The sequence below is a fragment of the Massilia putida genome, assembly GCF_001941825.1.
Classification (GTDB): domain Bacteria; phylum Pseudomonadota; class Gammaproteobacteria; order Burkholderiales; family Burkholderiaceae_D; genus Telluria; species Telluria putida.
This window is the reverse complement of record NZ_CP019038.1, coordinates 4252850-4271671: the sequence shown is the minus strand read 5'-3', so window position 1 is coordinate 4271671 and position 18822 is coordinate 4252850. Positions and strand designations below refer to the sequence as shown.

Below are 18822 nucleotides of genomic sequence, written 5' to 3'. Positions count from 1 at the left end.
AACCACGAGGCAAATATGGAACAATTTCACGGCACGACGATCGTCAGCGTACGGCGCGGCAACCAGGTCGCGCTCGGCGGCGATGGACAAGTCACCCTCGGCAACGTCGTCATGAAGGGCTCCGCGCGCAAGGTGCGCAAGCTCTACCAGAACAAGGTGCTGTGCGGCTTTGCCGGCGGCACGGCCGACGCCTTCACCCTGCTCGACCGCTTCGAAGCGAAACTGGAAAAACACCAGGGCAACCTGCTGCGCGCCTCGGTCGAACTGGCCAAGGACTGGCGCACCGACCGCGTGCTGCGCCGCCTGGAGGCCATGCTGCTGGTGGCCGACCGCGAAAAGACCCTGATCATCACCGGCAACGGCGACGTGCTCGAACCCGAGGACGGTATCGGCGCGATCGGCTCGGGCGGCGTCTACGCCCAATCGGCCGCCAAGGCCTTGCAGGAAAATACGGATTTTCCGCCGGCCGACGTGGTCAAGAAAGCACTGACCATCGCAGGCGAACTTTGTATCTACACGAACATGTCGCACATCATCGAGACGCTGGACTGACCGGCTCTCCCGCAAGCAAGCATTCATGAGCACACATATGAACATGACTCCGTCCGAAATCGTCTCGGAACTCGACAAGCACGTCGTCGGCCAAGGTAAAGCCAAGCGCGCCGTGTCGATCGCGCTGCGTAACCGCTGGCGCCGCCAGCAGGTCGAGGAACCGCTGCGCCACGAGATCACCCCGAAAAACATCCTCATGATCGGCCCGACCGGCGTCGGCAAGACCGAGATCGCGCGCCGCCTCGCCAAGCTGGCCGATGCGCCGTTCATCAAGGTCGAAGCGACCAAGTTCACCGAAGTCGGCTATGTCGGCCGCGACGTCGACACCATCATCCGCGACCTGATCGACATCGGCGTCAAGCAGACCCGCGCCAGCGAAATGAAGAAGGTGCGCCAGCGCGCCGAGGACGCGGCCGAGGACCGCATCATCGACATCCTCGTGCCGCCGGCGCGCGACTTCGGCTTCAACGTCAGCGGCGACAACAAGGAAGGCGGCGATGCCACGCGCCAGACCTTCCGCAAGCGCCTGCGCGAAGGTTCTTTGGACGACAAGGAAGTCGAGATCGACGTTCTAGATGCCGCGCCCCAGATGGAAATCATGGCGCCGCCGGGCATGGAAGAGATGACGGAACAGATCAAGTCGATGTTCGCCGGCGTCGGCGGTGGTCGCAAGAAGCCCCGCAAGATGAAGGTGAAGGAGGCGATGAAGCTGCTCGTCGACGAGGAAGCTGCCAAGCTCATCAACGAAGACGAGATGAAGCAGAAAGCCATCGCCAACGTCGAGCAGAACGGCATCGTGTTCCTGGACGAGGTCGACAAGATCGCCTCGCGCTCGGAACACGGCGGCGCCGACGTCTCGCGCGCGGGCGTGCAGCGCGACCTGCTGCCGCTCGTCGAAGGCACGACGGTGAACACGAAGTACGGCATGATCAAGACCGACCACATCCTGTTCATCGCCTCGGGCGCGTTCCACCTGTCCAAGCCGTCGGACCTGATCCCCGAGCTGCAGGGCCGCTTCCCGATCCGCGTCGAACTGGAATCGCTGTCGATCGACGACTTTAAAAGCATCCTGACGTCGACCGACGCCAGCCTGACCAAGCAGTACGAAGCCCTGCTGGCGACGGAAGGCGTGAAGTTGGAATTCGCCGACGAGGGCATCCACCGCCTGGCCGAGATCGCCTATTCCGTCAACGAGCGCACCGAGAACATCGGCGCGCGCCGCCTGTACACGGTGATGGAAAAGCTGCTGGAAGAGATCTCGTATTCGGCCACCGACAAGGCGGGCAAAACGCTCGTCATCGACGCGGCCTACGTCAACGAGCGCCTGGATGCGCTGGCGGTCAACGAAGACCTGTCGCGCTACGTGTTGTAATCCACGACGGTAAGAAAGGAGGCGGCGATGGCAAACAAAGCACTGGCAACCCGGCAGAAGATGCGGCTGCGTGTCGAGCCGACGCCGCCGCTCAAACCCCGCAACCCGTTCGCCGGCTTCGCCAAGGCGCGCGCGGCCGGCTCGCACGCCAAGACGACGGCCAGCGAACGGCTGGCCGCCAAGCGTGCGCTCAAGAAGACCAAGCTGGAGCCGGACGAGGAGTGACGGCCGGCGCTCCGGCGCCGTTATTTCGCCAGCGTGATCAGCGGCTTGCCCTTGTCGACGAAATAGGTGGCGATGCCAACCCCGTTCCCGGTGCCGGGATTCCTGGCCGCGTGGATGGCGCCGGCCGGGATGAATACGGATTGCCCCGCCTTGAGCGTCACTGGCGCCTTGCCGTCGGGCAGGTACTCCAGCGTGCCTTCGACAACATAAAGGACTTCGTCGCCCGGATGGGTATGCCTCGGTACGCCATGGCCAGGCTCGACCTCGACACGCACCTCGACGACTTCGCGTCCCGGCACCACGCTGTCGTGCCGCAGCAGATCGGTGCGCCGCACGCCCGCGACCTGCGCCAATGCCGCCGCGCCCAGCAAGGCCAGCACGATGACCGGCGTCGTTTTCATCCTCATGATCACCTCCGTCTTCACGCGTCGATGCCAGCACTTAGACAGTAGCACGACGGCGGCGCTGCGTGGACGCCGGCATGTTTTGATGCGCATCACGACGCTAACCGGGCCCATCAAGCGGTCCCGCGCGCGCACGGCGCCGGGCGCCGGCTGGACCCGGCATTTCTTGAACTGGCTTGCCTTCTTCTGTACATTCGTTAGCGCGAGTTGACGAACGAAAACAGGGAAACGACACCACCCATGAGCTCTCCCGACATGCTGCTGGACATCCTGCGCGCCGAATTGCGCGCCGCCGGGATCACCTACAAAATGCTGGCCGACCGCATCGCCATGAGCGAATCGAGTATCAAGCGCATGTTCGGCCAGAAGGACATGACTCTGTCGCGCCTGGCCCAGATCTGCCAGGCGGCGGGCATCGCGATGGAGGATGTGCTGCGGCGCGCGGCCGATGCGCGTCCGCAGGCGGACACCTTGACCCTCGTGCAGGAAACGGCTCTCGTGGCCAATCCGCGCCTGCTGCTCGTCGCGATCTGTTGTCTGGGTCACTGGAGCCTGGAGCAAGTGGTCGAAACCTATCGTTTGACCGAACCCGAATGCATCGGGCTGCTCGTGGAACTCGACCGGCTCGGCGTGATCGAACTGAAACCGCTGAACCGCTACACGCTGCGCGTGTCGAACGCCTTCCGCTGGCTGCCGGACGGGCCGGTGCAGCGCTTCTTCCGCACGAACGTCGTCGAGGATTATTTCGCCGGCCGCTTCGACGGCGCCGGCGAAACCTTGATGTGCCTGCCCGCGCGCCTGTCGCTGGCAAGCGCGGCCGAACTGGCGGAAAAGATTCACCAGCTGGCCGGCGAATTGGCGCGCATGCACCGCAACGACCGCCGCCTGCCGCCGCAGGAGCGCGACGGTTTTACGTTGCTGGTGGGATTTCGTTCGTGGGAATTTTCCGCGTTCACTGCGCTCAGGCGTTGAACGGCGGTGCCGCTCACTGCGTGTTCGTCTGGCCGGCCGGGTTCTCGCTGCCGCGCGTCTGTGGCGGCATCGGGACTTGGTTCGGCGCCCCATTGATCGGGTTCGGATTCGCCGGCGGCGGATTGTCGTGCGCGCCGACGTCGCCCGGGTTCGTCATCGATGGCTGCTGTTGCGGCTGCACGGCGCCCGGCGACATCGGCGGTTCGGGCACGGCCGCGGCATTGTTCTGCACCGGCTGCACGGCCGGTGCGACCGTGATCTGCTGGGGCTGCGGGAAGTTCGGCTGGGCATTCGGCTGGGCGTTCGGCTGCGGCGCCCCCGGGGCACCAGGCACGCCGGCCGGGCCGCCCATCGGCGCGGCGGCCTTGGCATCCGTCGCCAGGTCGACGCGCTTCATCACGCCGCCGTCGGACAGCATCACGTAACGGGGATGGACTTCCGCCAGGGTGATGCCCGGCGCTAGCTCCTTGCCCACCCTCAGCGCTTTCGGCGGCGAACCTTCGGCGACGATGATCGCCACGCTGCTGCTCCCGTCCGCCACGACGCCCGTCAACTGGTAATTGGTCGCGCTCGCCACGGAAACCTGGCCGCCGAACAAGGTGGCGGCGGCGTCGATGGCCGGGTCGGGCAGCGCAGCCTGCGGTACCGCCGCAAGCGGACGCTGCGGCGGCTGATACAACTGCAGGATCCAATACGCGAGTGACGCCGCCAGCAGGATGACGCCCAGCAGGCTCAGGAGTAAAGGCACGCGCTTGTTCATCAGTTTCCTTGTCACTGCACCAACTGGTTGATTTCAATAATCGGCATCAGCACGGCCAGCACGATCAACAGCACGACGAGGCCCATGGCCAGGATCAGCACCGGTTCCAGCAGGCCGGCGATGGTCATCGTGCGCCGCTCGAGCTCGACCTGCTGCGAATTCGACGCCCGCTCGAGCATGGCCGGCAGCTCGCCCGTGATCTCGCCCGCGCGGATCATGTGCACGAGCATCGGCGGAAACAGCTTTTGCGCCGACAACGCGCGCGCCAGGCTGACGCCTTCGCGCACGCTGGCCGTCGCCTGCTCCACGAGGTCCTTCATCGCCACGTTCGACAACGTGTCGCGGCTCGTCTCGAGCGCGCGCAGGATGGGCACGCCGGATCCGGTCGTGATCGCCAGCGTGCTGGCGAAGCGGGTCGTGTTCAGGCTGCGCTCGAACTTACCGTACACGGGCGCGTTCAGCAGCCACGTATGCCAGCGGTGCTTGAGCGCCGGGTTCTGCAGTGCGCGGCGCCACGCGAACCACAGCGCGATGACGATCAATGCGACATAGATCCCGTAAGCACGCGTAAAGTTCGACACGCCGAGCATGAGGACCGTCAGGAACGGCAGCTTCTGCTTGGTGTTCGCGAACACCGACACGATCTGCGGCACGACATAGGTCAGCAGGAAGATCACGATCGCGAACGCGACGACGGTGACGATCGCCGGATAAGTGAAAGCAAGACGCACGCGCTGCACGAGGGCGTTGCGGCGTTCGATGTAGTCGGCCAGGCGCGACAGCACGCGCGACAGCTGGCCGATCTGTTCGCCGGACGCGACGAGGGCGCGGTAGATCTCGGCGAAGTCGCGCGGATGGCGCGCCAGTGCGCTGGAGAACGAGGCGCCGCCCATCACTTCCGACCGGATTGACGCGATCAGGTCGCGCACGTAGGCGCGCTCGGCCTGTTCCAGCAGGGCCGTGAAGGCCTGCTCGAGCGGCAGGCCGGCTTCCAGCAGGCTGGCGAGCTGGCGCGTGAACAGCGCGAGCTCGACCTGGGACAGGCGCTCGCCGAAGCCGCGTGCCCGCGCCGCACCGCTCTCGTCGACCTGGGCCGCGATGGCCTCGACAGCCAGCGGTGTCAATCCCTGCAGGCGCAGGTCGGCGCGCGCGGCACGGGGGCTGTCGGCGTTCAGGACGCCCTTGCGGGTGACGCCACCGGCGTCGACGGCTTCGTAGCGGAAGGCTGGCATCGATCAGTCCGCCTTGGTCACGCGGACCAGTTCGGCTTCCGTCGTGACGCCTTCGCGCACCCACCGTTCGCCATCCTCGCGCATCGTCTTCATGCCGACTTTCAGCGCGGTGTCGCGGATCTCGGCCTCGGCGGCCTGGTTGTGGATTTGCGAACGGATCTGCTCGTTCGTCTCGAGCAGTTCGTACACGCCCACGCGGCCGTGGAAGCCCGTGTGGCCGCAGCGGTCGCAACCGACCGCCACCCACTGCCCGCCCTCCTGGCGCTTGCAGTACGGACACAGCTTGCGCACGAGGCGCTGCGCCATCACGCCCAGCAGCGACGACGACAGCAGGAACGGTTCGATGCCCATGTCCAGCAGACGGGTCACGGCCGAGGCGGCGTCGTTCGTGTGCAAGGTCGCCAGCACGAGGTGGCCCGTCAGCGACGCCTGCACGGCGATCTGGGCCGTTTCGAGGTCGCGGATCTCGCCGATCATGATGACGTCCGGGTCCTGGCGCAGGATCGCACGCAGGGCTTTACCAAAGGTCATGTCGATGCGGGCGTTGACCTGCGTCTGGCCGATGCCGGGCAGGTCGTATTCGATCGGGTCTTCCACCGTCATGATGTTGGTGGTCGTCGAATTCAGGCGCGACAGCGACGCGTACAGGGTGGTCGTCTTGCCGGAACCGGTCGGGCCCGTGACGAGCACGATGCCGTGCGGCTGGTTGATCAGCTTGTCGAACTGCGGCAGCATCTGCTCGCTCATGCCCAGGTGGCCGAGATCGAGGCGGCCCGCTTCCTTGTCGAGCAGACGCAGCACGGCGCGCTCGCCGTGGCCGGTCGGCAAGGTCGAGACGCGCACGTCGACGGGCTTGCCGCCGATGCGCAGCGTGATGCGGCCGTCCTGCGGCAGGCGCTTTTCCGCGATGTCGAGCTGCGACATGATCTTGATACGCGAGATCAGCGACGCATGGATGGCCTTGCGCGGACGCACGATGTCGCGCAGCGCTCCGTCGATGCGGAAGCGCACGACGGACGTCTGCTCGAACGGCTCGATGTGAATGTCCGACGCGCCTTCGCGCAGCGATTGCGTGAGCAGCGCATTGATCATGCGGATGACCGGAGCATCGTCGGACGATTCCAGCAGGTCCTCGATGGCGGGCACGTCCTGCAAGAGCTTGGTCAGGTCGAGGTCGGCGTCGAACTCGTCCGCGACCTGCGACGCGTCGCCGCCGGCCGACTGGTACGCGGCCGCGATGGCCGATTCCAATTCGGCGCGTTCCATCCGCCGCAGTGTGATGCGTCCGAAACGGCGCGAGACCTCGGCGATCGCCGCCGGCTTGGTCGCGTTCGAGACCAGCACTTCGACGGCTTGCGAAGGGTCGCCATTGGAACGCGCCAGCACGCCATAATCTCGGGCGAACGCGAAGGGCAACAAGTTATTCATCGTCTGTCAGTTCTGTTGGGGAGGTAGCGCCGGCCGATACTCGGGTTGCGCGGGTTGCGCGGGTTGCACCGGACGGAATTCCGGCGCGGCCGGCTGGACCGGCTGGCCCTGGGACTTCGGCTGGACCGTGCCCGGTCCCGTGGCGGCGCCCGGACGCGCGGCGGCCGGTGCCGGCGGCGGCACCGTGGCCATCGCGCCGCCCGTGGGCGGCTGGCCATTGGTCAGGTTAGGCAACACCGGCGCGCCGAGGTTCTTCAGCAGCACGGTGTCATTGGCCGGCTGCGCCATCTCGCCGGCGGCCCGCATGAATTCGTAACGGTCCATCGACAGGCTGTCGTTCTGTTCCTTGCTGCGGACCACGACGGGGCGCAGGAACACCATCAAATTACGCTTGGCGCGATTCCGGGTCCGGTACTTGAACAGGTTGCCCAGTATCGGAATGTCGCCCAGTCCGCGCACCTTCTCGTTGTTCTCGGATTCGTCGTCCGAGATCAGGCCGCCCAGCACGACGATCTGGCCGTTGTCGGCCAACACGTTGCTCTCGATCGCGCGGACGGTGGTCACGATTCCCGACGACGTGCTGACGGAATTGTCGATCCCCGAATTCTCATGGTAGATCGCCATTTTGATGGTACCGCCTTCGGAAATCTGCGGGCGCACTTTCAGCAGCAGGCCCACGTCCTTGCGGTCGACCGTCTGGAACGGATTGCTCGCCCCGCTCGCGCCCGTCGTGAAGGAACCGGTGATGATCGGGATATTCTGGCCGACCTTGATCGTCGCCAGCTCGTTGTCCAGGGTGATCATGTTCGGTGTGGACAAGATGTTGGCGTGTCCCGTACTTTCAAGGGCATGCGCGATCGCGCCCAGGCCCAGCTCGCCGTTGACCTGCTTGAAGAGACCGATCGACAGGCCGGTCGGCGTCGGGATCGAGCTGCCCGTGGTGGTGCTGGACGAGCCGTGGATGCCCGTCGCCGCGGCCAGCGCCAGGTTGACGATGTTGTTGCTGCTGCCGCCGAGGCTGAACGATTGCAGGCCGCCCACGCGGTAGCTGCTGTTGTTGTTGCCGGTCAGGCCCACCCATTGCACGCCGAATTCGGAGGCATCGGTCGACGTGACCTCGACCACCAGCGCCTCGATGTAGACCTGGGCGCGGCGCACGTCGAGCTGGTCGATGACGGCGCGCAGGTTGCGGTACACGGCATCCGGCGCCGTGATGATGAGGCTGTTGGTCGACGCATCGGCCTGGATGAAGCCCGAACCCTGGCCGCCGCCGGCACCGCCGGACGTGGCTTGGCCCTGCTGGGCGAAGCTGCCGCCCGTGCCCCCCATGCCGACGCTGCTCTGCTGGCCTTGCTGGCCGCCGAGCGAACCGGCGCCGGTACCCGCGCCGCCGGTGCCGGTGGACTGGATCGAGCCGCCCGACGTGCCCTGCTGCTGCACCGGCACGGCCGACGCATCCTGCGACACGACGGCGCGCAGCGTCTGCGCGACCTTGCTGGCGTCGGCGTTCTTGAGATACACCACGTGGATGTTGCCGAGTTCCGTCGTCGGCTGGTCGAGCTTGGCGATCAGGTTCTTCGCCATGTTCGCGCGGGCCGGGGACGGCGCGCGCACGATGACGGTATTGGTGCGCGGATCGGCCAGCACGGTGACGCGGCCGGCATCGCCGCCGGCGGCCGGTTCCATCAGACGCGTGACGAGCGTGGCGACGTCGCTGGCGATGCCGTTGCGGATCGGGATCACGTCGAGGTCGCCGACGGCCGGGCCGTCGAGCGCGGCGATGATCTTCGACAGGCGGCGCAGATTATCGGCGTAATCCGTGATCACGAGACTGTTGTTGCCCGGATCGGCCATGATCGAGTTGTTCGGCGAGATCAGCGGACGCAGCACGGCCGTCAGGTTGGCGGCGGATTCATGCTGCAGGCGATAGACCTGCGTGGCGATCTGGTCGCCCCTGGCCTTCGCGCCGCCGACGCCGACCTGCGTGGGCGACGATTGCAGCTTCGCTTCCGCTTCCGGCACCACCTTGGCATAGCCCTCGCCCATGACGACCGCATAGCCCTGCAGGCGCAGCGCCGAGGTCAGCAGGGCAAAGGCCTGGGCCTTGGTCAACGTTTTTTCCGACACGAGGGTCAGCGTGCCTTTGACGCGCGGGTCGATGATGAAGGTCGTGCCCGTGTAATGGCCGACCGCCTTGATCACCGACTCCATGTCGGCGTTGACGAAGTTGAGCGCGGCGCCGCCGCCGTCCTGGGCGAAGGCGGGCACGATCGGCACGCTTGTTCCGACGAGGCAGCACACCATGGCGGCGGCCACGATGCGGCGCAGGGCTGGAGGTTGCTTGGTGCTACGGAGGTTTGTTTTCATCATCTGAACTCTAACGCGATTATGTTCTTGCCGTTCACCATACGCCGTTGCCCCAGCAGGTTGAGCAGGTTGCCCAGCGTGTCTTCGTACTTGTCGGCCGCTGCCGCCTGCCCCGAGAAGTGCAGGCGGCCATTTTCCAATGCTCCATTACCAGACAGCAAGAGCGCACCGCTCACCGTGCGCAGCACCACATCGGCCCGCTGGCCGTGCCAGTCCATGGCCATCTCGTAGCTGCCGAGCGGCTTGATCGGACTCATGCGCGATCCCATGTCGGTCAGCGTGAGCACCGTGCGGCCGCTCACGGCCACGGTATTGCCCTGGCGCGCGATGTCCAGCAGATTCCAGGACAGCTTGATCGTGCCCGTGAGCGCAAGAGTGTTCAGGGGCGCGCCCAACCCGACCAGGCCCTCGGCCGGCAACAGCAGCTGGCCGGCACTGATCTGCCATTGCGACCAGCTGCCGCTGACGTGCACCGGCTGCGCCAGCGCCTGGTCGTTGGCCAGGTCCATGCTGACATCGCCGAACAGCACCAGCGGCGACAGGCGCCAGGTAAAGCGTCCGGGCAGCAACGGCGTGACGGCGCCGCTGCTGCCCGGCGCGCCGCCCACAAAGGCTGAGCCGCGCCAAAGCGTACCCTGCGCATCCCCCAGAGTCAAACGTCCCCCGGTCTGGCGTTCGACCATCGGGCCCAGCCAGGCGGCCGGCAGGAACGCCAGCACGGTGACGATCACTGCCAGCGTCGGCAGTGCGATCCAGGCGAACGTCCGCTTCATCGGCCGCTGCCGGTGTTCTGGCGCAAGGTCAGGCTGGCGTCGACCTGGCCGGCGGCGGGCAATGAAGTCACGGTGGCGTCCTGCACGAGCAAGCGGTTGGCACGGCGCTGCTCGTCCAGCCACATGGCCAGGTTGGCGAACGCCACGTTATTCAATTGCAGCTTGATGTACTCGCCGTTCATCGACAGCGATTGCGGATTCAGGCCGCGCCCGGACAGGCTGCTGGTCACGGCTTCGCGCGTGAGCGGCACGACGTGCGTTTCGGGCGCCTGCGCCAGCGCGGTCGCTTCCTGGGCCATGGACTGCAGCTCGGCGGCTTGCTGGCGCAGTTGCGGCAGCGAGCGGCGCAATTGGGCGCGCCCTTCGATGGCCGGATCGACCAGCAGCAGATACAACAGCGCGGCCAGCACGACGCCGCCGCCGACCGCCAGGAAACGGCGCTCCTGCTCGGTGCGCGCGAGCCAGAGCGCCGTCGCGCGCTCGCGGTACTGGGCGATGGTGGTGGCGATGCTCATGGTTTGGCTCCCGTGCTGCGGATGACCCAGTTGCCCGGCGCCGCTTCTTCCAGCGTGAGCCGACGCGTGGCCAGGGCCGTGCGCAACTGCCCGGTCAAACCGGGGTCGACCGTTTCCGGTTTGACTTTGACGGTCAACGCGCGTTCGCGGTACTCAATTGATGTAATTCCAATCGGACGTCCGAGCGAGCGCGTCGCTTCGCCCAGTGCCGATGCGAGGTAGGTGAATTCGTCGGGCGCCACCTCGCCCGTGTTGGCGCGCGCGCGGGCGACGTTCTGGCGCATCTGCAGCACCGGATCGAGGATCGCCGTCTCGCGCGGATACACGTTGCGGAAGGTCTGCGTCATCGACTGGCGGATCGTGTTGGCTTCGCGGCGCAGGCGCAGCCAGTCGACGTTCAGGCCGATCAGGTTGACGGCGATGACCAGTGCGGCGAGCGCGATCGGCCAGCGCCAGCGGCGCCAGTCGCGCGCCGGGCTGCCTGCCGCGCCCAGGCCGCTCACGAGGTCCAGCGCGGTGGTCTTGGAACCGGCGATCCAGTGCGTCCAGTCGTCGGCTTCGAGCGTGATGCCGGGGCCGGCTTCCTGCGCCAGCGCCTGGTACTCGCCCAGTTGAGCGGGCGGCACGTACAGCACGAGCGGGGCGTCACCGCTGAAGGCGCGCGCGGTCTGCAGCACGACGGACGGGGTCGCATCGAGCGCGAGGCCGAAGCCCTGGAACAGGCTCTGGCGCAACGTCAGTTCGACACCGGAAATTGCAGCCGAGACGCTGCCCGGCTGCAAAGGCAAGCACAGTTGCGCGGGCTCGGCCATGATGGTGCGCGCGCCCTGGGCCAGCAGGCTTTTCACGATGACTTCCAGCCAGTCGCGCTCGACGACGGCGATGGGCCGCGTGCCGTCGGGCTGTTCGGGCGCCGCGACGAGCACGGCATCGAGCGGATCGCCCAGGATATGTTCTTCGACCAAGGCCGGCAGCGCCGCTTTCAGGCGCGCGCCGGACAGCGGCGGCGCCTGCACCTGCAACAGGGTGACGTCGGTCGCGGCCAGCAGCAGCACGATGCGGCGGCTCGTGCCGACCAGGTCGCCCAGGTTGCGCAGTGGTCCTTCGCCATGCTGGTCGATCGCGCCGTCATCGGTGACGAGGGCGAAGCGGCACAACGCATGTTCACCTTCGGCACGCGCAGGATGCCGGATATAAAGTGTACTCAAACTGTCTCGCTTTCTCGATCTCTTGTTGGTCGTTTTAACATGCCCTGCGCTATCCCTCGAGACCTCACTTAAAACTTTTTTAATATTGGCGTATCCACACCACTTTGGGCCCGCCGCCAGCGACCAGAGCCGGCGACCGGTGGATCAGCGCCTGCGCATCCAGCGCGGCGCGGTCCAGGCGAATCCGCGTGTCGACCAGGAACCAGTCGCTTTTCACGCTCGCCGCCCCCGGCGTCGCATCCCGGCCCTCGCCGATGTCCGCGTCAAAATACGTCTTCTCGCGCCAAGGTGCCTGCTTGCGCCGCACGATCAACGTATTCGCTTCCGATACCGACATGTTCGCCATCAGGGCCGCCAGCACTTCCGCCGGCGCCGTGTTGACGTTCACCGGCGTCTTTCCCGGCAGCACGGTCACGAACGGCCGCAGGCGCTCGACGACGGCCGGCGTCACGCCCTGCACCGTCAATAAATCCTCCACTTGCAAGATCTTCACCGGCGCCCCGATCACGGGCGCGGGCTGGCGCGTCGGATCGGCCATGTCCTCCGCCGTGGCCGGCAATCCGGCCGCGACGAAGTTGGCCACACGCAGCGCCAGCCCCTGGTCCAGCTGCAGGTTGTTCAGCAGGCGTTTGAAAATCTCCAGCTGTTGCGGATCCGGCAGCCCTTTGCCCATCCCCAGGTTGCGCAAATTGTAACGCGAGCATGCGTCCACAATGTTACCGGACAGGCTGGCATCGAAACTTTCTCCTTCGACCCGCTGGCGCTCGACGTACTGGTCGAGGCGCGTCTCGGCCAGCGGCGTCGCCCATACCTGGTCGAGCGACGTGTAGTCGCGATGGTCGATACCGTCCTGGAACAGGACCAATGTCGCCCAGTCGAGCGCGCCGCGCAGGATCCACTTGGTCTGCAGGTGCAGGCGCTGGTTTTCCATCGAGCGCACTTGCACCTGCTGCTGCCAGAACAGGCTTGCGACGATGGAAATCGCCAGCGTGGTCAGCAGCAGCGCCGTGATCACGGCCACGCCGCGTTCGCGCCAGGGTGTATGTCGCAATCTCATGGCTCCCCCAGCAGGAAGGACTTGACCATCGGCGCCTGCAGGCCCTGGGCCTGCAACGCCACCTGCATGCCGGTCGGTTCGTTCGCCGCTTGCGGCGGCGCCGCCTGATCGGACTGCTGCGGCGGCGCGGCCGCGGAGGGGGCCTGCGCCGTGCCGGCCGCATTCGCGCCGGGATCGACACCGCCCTGGCGCCATGCATTATTGAGCCAGGTCGCGACCTGCATCCCCGTCACGCCGGCCTGCAGGGCCACGGCCGGGTTGCTGTCGGCATCGCTGGTGACGGCCTGCCACAAGGCGTCGAGCTGGACCAGGTCGCGCGTCGGCGGCGATTCGCGTCGGATCAGCGTGCCGTTGACGATGCGGTAGGCCACCACCTGCAGCCGCGACGGCTGGTTTTCCGTAAACACTTCGCGCACGAGCGTAAAACGGTCGGCGCCGATGAGGAGATAGGGCCGCTGGTCGACGACGTCGCGCTGGACGATGTGCTCGCAGTCGCTCTGCATCTGGGCAAACGCCAGCTGCATGCCGCGCGTCGTTTCCATCTGCTGCGTGAGGGCCACGCGCGCACGCACGATGCTATCCAGCCCGCGCCAGCCGAGCACGGCCACGATGGCCAGGATGCTGATCGCCACGAGCAGCTCCACCAACGTGAAGCCGCGGGGCCGCGAGTAAGTCGTCATCGCCACGGTTTCAATACGAGTTGTACCAGCTTGACGATACGCCGGTTGGGGTTTTCGATGTCGAACACGGACACTTCGACCCGGCGCAGGCGCGGATTCGGGCTGGCGATGACTTCTTCCTGGCACACGAGGTGCAGGTCGCCCTGCGGGCAGTCGAAGCTGTGCTTGCCGATGTCCGGGAATTCCTTGCCGAGGCGGATCTGCACGAGGCGGTTCTCGGCCGACCACGTCGCCATCATCGACGCGCGCAGGCCGGTGCTGTTGGCCGTCAGGCTGCCGACGGCACGCAGGCCCGCGCCCAGCGCCGTGCCGACGATGACGAGCGCCACGAGCACTTCCAGCAGCGTGAAGCCGCGTTGGCGGTGCGGGAATCGGATGCGGTTCATCATCGCCTCCTCACTCCACCGTGAAGTGCCCGACCCCGTCGGCGCGGATGGCGACGCGGTCGTTGCCGCTGGCCAGGGTGAGCACGAACGGCTTGTCGACGGGTTCGCTGCCGAACGTGATGCGCAGCGGATTGACGGTGCCCGCGCTGATCGGGTCCAGCAGCAGGGTCAGCGGGGCATTCTTGAAATCGCGCTCGCGCAGCAGGTCGTCGTTCGTGATCGGCTGCCAGCGCGTTTCGGTGCGCACGAGGAAGTGATAGCGCTCGGGCGTGGCCTCGAACGCGACGAGGCGGTTGCGCACGATGGCCTCGTCGCGCGCCAGTTGCAGCAGCAGGGCGAGGCGTTGCGCTTCCTTCTGCAGGTCCTGGTGGGGACTCGGGATGGCGTTGAGGCTCGCCAGTCCCAGCGTGACGCCGATGATGACCATCACGACCATGATCTCCACCAGGGTGAAGCCGCGGTGGCCCGGCGAGCCGGGCAGGCGCGGGACGCCGCGCGCGCGCTTGGTCATCGGCGTATCGGGGTTATTTGTTGTCCCACGAGCCGATGTCGGCGTCCTCGCCGGTGCCGCCCGGCTGGCCGTCCGCGCCCAGCGAGAACACGTCGACCTCGCCGTGCAGGCCAGGCGACAGGTACTGGTACGGATTGCCCCACGGGTCTTTCGGCAGCTTCTCGAGGTAACCGCCTTCCTTCCAGCCGTTGGCGGGGGGGCCGCTGGTCGGCTTCTGGACGAGGGCTTGCAGGCCTTGTTCGGTGGTCGGATAGCGCTGGTTGTCGAGCTTGTACAGCTTGAGCGCGGACATCAGGGTGGCAATGTCGACGCGGGCCGCGGTCACGCGCGACTCGCCCGTTCGGCCCAGCAGCTTGGGCACGACGAGCGCGCCCAGGATGCCGATGATGACCACGACGACCATGATTTCGACGAGGGTGAAACCGCCCTGGCGGCGCTGCCGCGCGAAACGATGCTTGAAGTTCTGCATAGATGTGATGAATGTGTCGAAAAAACAGTATAAGGCCGAACGCGACCTCGTGACGTTAAAAGTCGTTTGGAAAATATTCCAACTCGTTCGGAAAATTGTCTAATTGTAAGATAGACGGCGCAGAAAGACACTTTCGGCGTGAGCGGCCGGATACCGCAGCTTCATTCTACGCCGGTCGCCCCGCGCAGACCGGGCAGCACGGGTTGCGCGCCACGCCGATTTCCGTCCATTCCATGTTGCGCCCGTCCAGCATCTGCAGCCGGCCGGCCAGCGAACGGCCGCTCCTGGCCAGCAGCTTGAGCGCCTCGGCCGCCTGCATGGCACCGATGATGCCGACCAGCGGTGCGAACACGCCCATGGTGCTGCACGCCACTTCCTCGAACTTGCCATCCTCCGGGAACAGGCAGGCATAGCAGGGCGATGCCGGGTCGCGCACGTCGTAGACCGAGATCTGCCCGTCGAAACGGATCGCGGCGCCGGCAACGAGCGGAACGCCGGCGGCAACGCAGGCACGGTTGATGGCGTGGCGGGTGGCGAAGTTGTCGCTGCAATCAAGTACGACATCGGCAGCGCCAACAAGTTCCGCCAGACGCGCGGAATCGGCGCGTTCGCGCAAGGCGACGACCTCGACGTCGGGATTGATCTGATGCAGGGCTTCACGGCCGGACTCGACCTTTGGCTGGCCCACGCGCGCCGTCGTGTGCATCACCTGGCGCTGCAGATTCGTCAGGTCGACGGTATCGTCGTCGACGAGGGTCAGGCGCCCGACGCCCCCCGCCGCCAGATACAGCGCGGCCGGCGAGCCGAGGCCGCCGGCGCCGATCACGAGCACGCGCGCGCGCAGCAGGCGTTCCTGGCCTTCGATGCCGATCTCGTCGAGCAGGATATGGCGCGAATAACGCAGCAGTTGCTGGTCGTTCATCGCTTCGGCGCAGGCGGCTTGGCGCCGTCCTTGATCTCGGCCGGCTTCTGCTCCTGGCCCGGCAGCTTGGCCGGCGCCGGCTTATCGGCGTCCGGATCGGCCTTGGCCAGTTCCACCTTCAGGCCCTTGAAGTGATTGAGGGCTTGCGCCAGCTGGAAATCGTCCTTGCCGCCGAATTCGACCGGCTTGGCGTTCTTCAGCGCGGCGACGGTGAACTGTTCTTCCTCGAGCTCGTCGCGGCGCGACTTCGCATTGGCGCTCTTGCTGTCGGCCGCTTCGTTCTTCAGATGGTGATCCAGGTCGGCTTCGCGCACGCGCACGGCGTTCAGGCCGTCGCCTTCGGGCGTCTCGTCGACCTTGAGATCGGGCACGATGCCCAGCGCCTGGATCGAGCGGCCTTTCGGCGTGAAGTAACGTGCCGTCGTCAGCTTGACGGCCGTGTCCGGCGTCAGCTGGCGCAAGGTCTGCACGGATCCCTTGCCGAACGTCTGGCTGCCCATCACGATGGCGCGCTTGTAATCCTGCAAGGCGCCCGCGACGATTTCCGACGCCGATGCCGAGCCCGTGTTGACCAGCACCACCATCGGCACGGTTTTCAGTGCGGCCGGCAGTTTCGCCAGCGGATCGGCGCCCGGCTTGACGGCATAGAATTCGCGCCGCCCGTAGAACGTCGTATTCGATTCGGCCAGCTGGCCCTTCGTCGACACGATCACGTCGTTCGCCGGCAGGAACGCGGCCGACACGCCGATCGCGCTCGGCAACAGGCCGCCCGGATCGTTGCGCAAATCGAGCACGAGCCCCTTGATGTTCGGGTTACGGGCGTATAAATCCTTGAGCTTGTCGGCAACCTCGTCGACGGTCTCTTCCTGGAACTGGTTGATGCGCAGCCAGGCGTAGCCGGGCTCGATCATCTTTGCCTTGACGCTGGCCACGTGGATTTCCTCGCGCTCGACGGGCACGACCCACGGCGCGTCGGCGCCGCGGCGGGCGATGGTCAGCATCACCTTGCTGTGCGGCTCGCCGCGCATGCGTTTGATGGCGTCGTCCAGCGACAGGCCCTTCACGGGCACGTTGTCGATGCGGGTGATCAGATCGCCAGCCTTGATGCCGGCGCGGTAGGCGGGCGAATCGTCGATGGGCGATACGATCTTGACGTAGCCGTCCTCCATCGCGATCTCGATGCCGAGGCCGACGAAGCGGCCCTGCACCTCTTCGCGCATCTCGGCGAAGTCCTTCTGGTCCAGGTAGACCGAGTGCGGATCGAGCGAATTCACCATGCCGGCGATGGCGTCCGACAACAGCTTCTTGTCGTCGACCTTCTCGACGTAATCGCTCTTGATGAGGGCGTACACATCGGCGAGCTGGCGCAGTTCGTCCAGCGGCAACGGGGCGTCGCCGCCTTTTTGCGCCAGTGCCGAGTACTGGACCGAGGCGGCCACCCCGGCCACCATGCCGAGGCCGATCAGACCGAGGTTCTTGAGTTTCTTGCCCATGCTTGTTCCTGGATTGTGCTTCCGGAAATTAGAACCTGATCCAGCCCGCCGGATCGAAAGCCTTCCCGAGATGCCTGAGCTCAAAGTATAGCCCTGATTCCTCGTTACCGCCGGTGTTGCCCGCACTGGCGATGACGTCACCCGGCTTGACGGCGTCGCCGGCCTGCTTCATCAGCGTCTGGTTGTTGCCGTAGATCGACAGGTACTCGCCGCCGTGGTTGACGATGATCAAATTACCGTAGCCGCGCATCCAGTTGGCGAACACGACACGGCCGGCCGCGATGGCGCGCACATCGGTGCCTTCCGGCGCCTTGATGAACATGCCGCGCCACGTCGGGCCGTCGCCGCGCTTGGCGCCGAAACGGGCAACGATCTTGCCGGCGATCGGGGCCGGCAGGCGGCCGCGCAGGCTTTCGAAGGCGCCGCTCGGCAGGTCGGCGGCCAGTGCCGTGTCGGCACGGCGCTGCGGTGCTTCCGGTTTCGGTGCCGGCTCCTCGGCCACCCGCGTCTCTTCCGGCTCGGGCTTCGGCGGCGGCAACGGTTTAACGGGCTTGCCGGTCTTGGCCGCTTCCCTGGCCGCTTCGCGCGCCAGGCGTTCGCGCTCTTCGCGCTGCGCCTTGGCCCGCGCCAGCGCGCGTTCTTTCGCTTCGGCGGCCGCTTTCGCGCGCGCGGCGGCCAGTTCCTGTTGTCGCTTGCGCTCGGCGGCGGCCGCGATTTCCTGTTCGCGGATCAGGCGCGTCAGGCGGTCGACGAGGCCGCTCATGCGCTGCTCGTCCTGTTCCAGGCGGCTCGCCTGCTTGCGCTGGTCCGTCAGCTTGCTCGACAGATTCGCCAGCAGGGTGGCGCGCTTGCTCTTTTCTTTTTCGAGCAGCGCCTTCTGCGACTTCTGCTCTTGTGCGATTTCTTCCAGCTCGTCCTTGGCGTTCTGCGTCTCGGCGTGATTCGCCTCGACGGCCGCCAGGTTCGCGCGCAGGGAATTCAATAGTTTGGCTTGCGCCTGCGACACATAGGCCATCATCTGCAGGTCGCGGTTGATCCGGTTCGGGTTATCGCCCGACAGCAGCAGCTTGATGCGGTCCTCGTTGCCGGCAACATAGTGTTCGCGCAACAGCTTGGCCAGTTGGCGCTTCTGGACCGCGATGGTCTCGCCAAGGCGCGCCTCTTCGGTCGCGAGATCCTTCAGCTTGGCATTGGTGGCAGCCTGCTCGTCGGCCAGTTCGCGCAGCGAGCGGTTGGCGTCGGAGATCGCTTCTTCCGACTCGGCCAGCTCGTCGGCCGCGTCTTCCTTTTCGCTCTCGGTGCGGCTGATGTCTTTCTTGAGCGCACTGAGTTTTTGCTGGATACCGGCGCGCGCCGCCTCGGCGGCGGCTTTTTGCTTGCTGCGCTCGGTCTGGCGCGGCGCCGCCTGCGCGCCGCCGAAGGCGAACGCACAGGCCACCAGGCCGCACAACAGCTTGCCGCGGACGGACAGGCCCGCGGACGTCGACTTCACGAAG

The 18822-nt window shown here is 66.3% G+C and carries 20 protein-coding genes; 4 read left to right on the top strand and 16 right to left on the bottom strand.

Annotated features, from left to right (window positions below; genetic code table 11):
* Positions 1 to 15 precede the first annotated feature (15 nt).
* The 3 genes from hslV to BVG12_RS21190 are packed head-to-tail and all read left to right on the top strand — an operon-like array spanning position 16 to position 2149.
* Complete coding sequence (gene hslV / locus BVG12_RS21200; RefSeq protein ID WP_075794139.1) at positions 16 to 552, top strand: ATP-dependent protease subunit HslV; 537 nt, start codon at positions 16 to 18, stop codon at positions 550 to 552.
* Between the two features lie 37 nt (positions 553 to 589).
* Complete coding sequence (gene hslU / locus BVG12_RS21195; RefSeq protein ID WP_075794138.1) at positions 590 to 1924, top strand: ATP-dependent protease ATPase subunit HslU; 1335 nt, start codon at positions 590 to 592, stop codon at positions 1922 to 1924.
* Between the two features lie 27 nt (positions 1925 to 1951).
* Positions 1952 to 2149 carry a hypothetical protein gene (locus BVG12_RS21190; protein ID WP_075794137.1) on the top strand — a complete coding sequence of 66 codons (198 nt, stop codon included), beginning with the start codon at positions 1952 to 1954 and terminating at the stop codon, positions 2147 to 2149.
* A gap of 20 nt (positions 2150 to 2169) precedes the next feature.
* Here the strand turns inward: BVG12_RS21190 and BVG12_RS21185 are convergent, their stop codons facing one another.
* A complete protein-coding gene (locus BVG12_RS21185) occupies positions 2170 to 2556 on the bottom strand; it encodes a cupin domain-containing protein (protein ID WP_229503674.1) in 387 nt (128 codons plus the stop codon).
* A gap of 237 nt (positions 2557 to 2793) precedes the next feature.
* Here BVG12_RS21185 and BVG12_RS21175 point away from each other — a divergent pair, with 237 nt between their 5' ends.
* A complete protein-coding gene (locus BVG12_RS21175) occupies positions 2794 to 3525 on the top strand; it encodes a helix-turn-helix domain-containing protein (RefSeq protein WP_075794134.1) in 732 nt (243 codons plus the stop codon).
* Between the two features lie 13 nt (positions 3526 to 3538).
* On the opposite strand, the gene BVG12_RS21170 is transcribed toward BVG12_RS21175, so the two are convergent.
* The 15 genes from BVG12_RS21170 to BVG12_RS21100 form a co-directional block, all read right to left on the bottom strand.
* Positions 3539 to 4285, bottom strand: a complete 747-nt coding sequence (locus BVG12_RS21170) for a type II secretion system protein N (RefSeq protein WP_075794133.1) — start codon at positions 4283 to 4285, stop codon at positions 3539 to 3541.
* An 11-nt stretch (positions 4286 to 4296) separates the two neighbouring features.
* Complete coding sequence (gene gspF, locus BVG12_RS21165; RefSeq protein ID WP_075794132.1) at positions 4297 to 5517, bottom strand: type II secretion system inner membrane protein GspF; 1221 nt, start codon at positions 5515 to 5517, stop codon at positions 4297 to 4299.
* Positions 5518 to 5520: 3 nt separating this feature from the next.
* Positions 5521 to 6945, bottom strand: coding sequence for a type II secretion system ATPase GspE (gene gspE / locus BVG12_RS21160; protein WP_075794131.1), 1425 nt, complete (start codon positions 6943 to 6945; stop codon positions 5521 to 5523).
* Positions 6946 to 6951: 6 nt separating this feature from the next.
* Positions 6952 to 9315: a type II secretion system secretin GspD gene (gspD, locus tag BVG12_RS21155; protein ID WP_307189082.1), complete on the bottom strand. Its 2364-nt coding sequence runs from the start codon at positions 9313 to 9315 to the stop codon at positions 6952 to 6954.
* Positions 9312 to 10085 carry a type II secretion system protein N gene (gene gspN / locus BVG12_RS21150; protein WP_075794129.1) on the bottom strand — a complete coding sequence of 258 codons (774 nt, stop codon included), beginning with the start codon at positions 10083 to 10085 and terminating at the stop codon, positions 9312 to 9314. The genes gspD and gspN overlap by 4 nt, the downstream gene beginning before the upstream one ends.
* The gene (locus tag BVG12_RS21145; protein WP_075794128.1) at positions 10082 to 10600 is read right to left on the bottom strand and encodes a type II secretion system protein M; all 519 of its coding nucleotides are present in this window, start codon (positions 10598 to 10600) and stop codon (positions 10082 to 10084) included. The genes gspN and BVG12_RS21145 overlap by 4 nt, the downstream gene beginning before the upstream one ends.
* Positions 10597 to 11808: a type II secretion system protein GspL gene (gene gspL, locus BVG12_RS21140; RefSeq protein ID WP_075794127.1), complete on the bottom strand. Its 1212-nt coding sequence runs from the start codon at positions 11806 to 11808 to the stop codon at positions 10597 to 10599. Before gspL ends, BVG12_RS21145 begins: the two co-directional genes overlap by 4 nt.
* Before the next feature lie 79 nt (positions 11809 to 11887).
* The gene (gspK, locus tag BVG12_RS21135; protein ID WP_075794126.1) at positions 11888 to 12865 is read right to left on the bottom strand and encodes a type II secretion system minor pseudopilin GspK; all 978 of its coding nucleotides are present in this window, start codon (positions 12863 to 12865) and stop codon (positions 11888 to 11890) included.
* Positions 12862 to 13545, bottom strand: a complete 684-nt coding sequence (locus BVG12_RS21130) for a PulJ/GspJ family protein (protein WP_075794125.1) — start codon at positions 13543 to 13545, stop codon at positions 12862 to 12864. Before BVG12_RS21130 ends, gspK begins: the two co-directional genes overlap by 4 nt.
* Positions 13542 to 13931, bottom strand: coding sequence for a type II secretion system minor pseudopilin GspI (gene gspI, locus BVG12_RS21125; RefSeq protein WP_075796486.1), 390 nt, complete (start codon positions 13929 to 13931; stop codon positions 13542 to 13544). Before gspI ends, BVG12_RS21130 begins: the two co-directional genes overlap by 4 nt.
* A gap of 10 nt (positions 13932 to 13941) precedes the next feature.
* Positions 13942 to 14442: a type II secretion system minor pseudopilin GspH gene (gene gspH / locus BVG12_RS21120; protein WP_075794124.1), complete on the bottom strand. Its 501-nt coding sequence runs from the start codon at positions 14440 to 14442 to the stop codon at positions 13942 to 13944.
* 13 nt (positions 14443 to 14455) lie between these two features.
* Positions 14456 to 14911 carry a type II secretion system major pseudopilin GspG gene (gene gspG / locus BVG12_RS21115; protein ID WP_075794123.1) on the bottom strand — a complete coding sequence of 152 codons (456 nt, stop codon included), beginning with the start codon at positions 14909 to 14911 and terminating at the stop codon, positions 14456 to 14458.
* Positions 14912 to 15077: 166 nt separating this feature from the next.
* On the bottom strand, positions 15078 to 15833 hold the full coding sequence (locus BVG12_RS21110; RefSeq protein WP_075794122.1) for a HesA/MoeB/ThiF family protein: 756 nt from the start codon (positions 15831 to 15833) through the stop codon (positions 15078 to 15080).
* Positions 15830 to 17326: a S41 family peptidase gene (locus BVG12_RS21105; protein WP_075794121.1), complete on the bottom strand. Its 1497-nt coding sequence runs from the start codon at positions 17324 to 17326 to the stop codon at positions 15830 to 15832. The genes BVG12_RS21110 and BVG12_RS21105 overlap by 4 nt, the downstream gene beginning before the upstream one ends.
* Positions 17327 to 17354: 28 nt before the next feature.
* Positions 17355 to 18776, bottom strand: coding sequence for a murein hydrolase activator EnvC family protein (locus BVG12_RS21100; RefSeq protein WP_370662848.1), 1422 nt, complete (start codon positions 18774 to 18776; stop codon positions 17355 to 17357).
* Positions 18777 to 18822 lie beyond the last annotated feature (46 nt).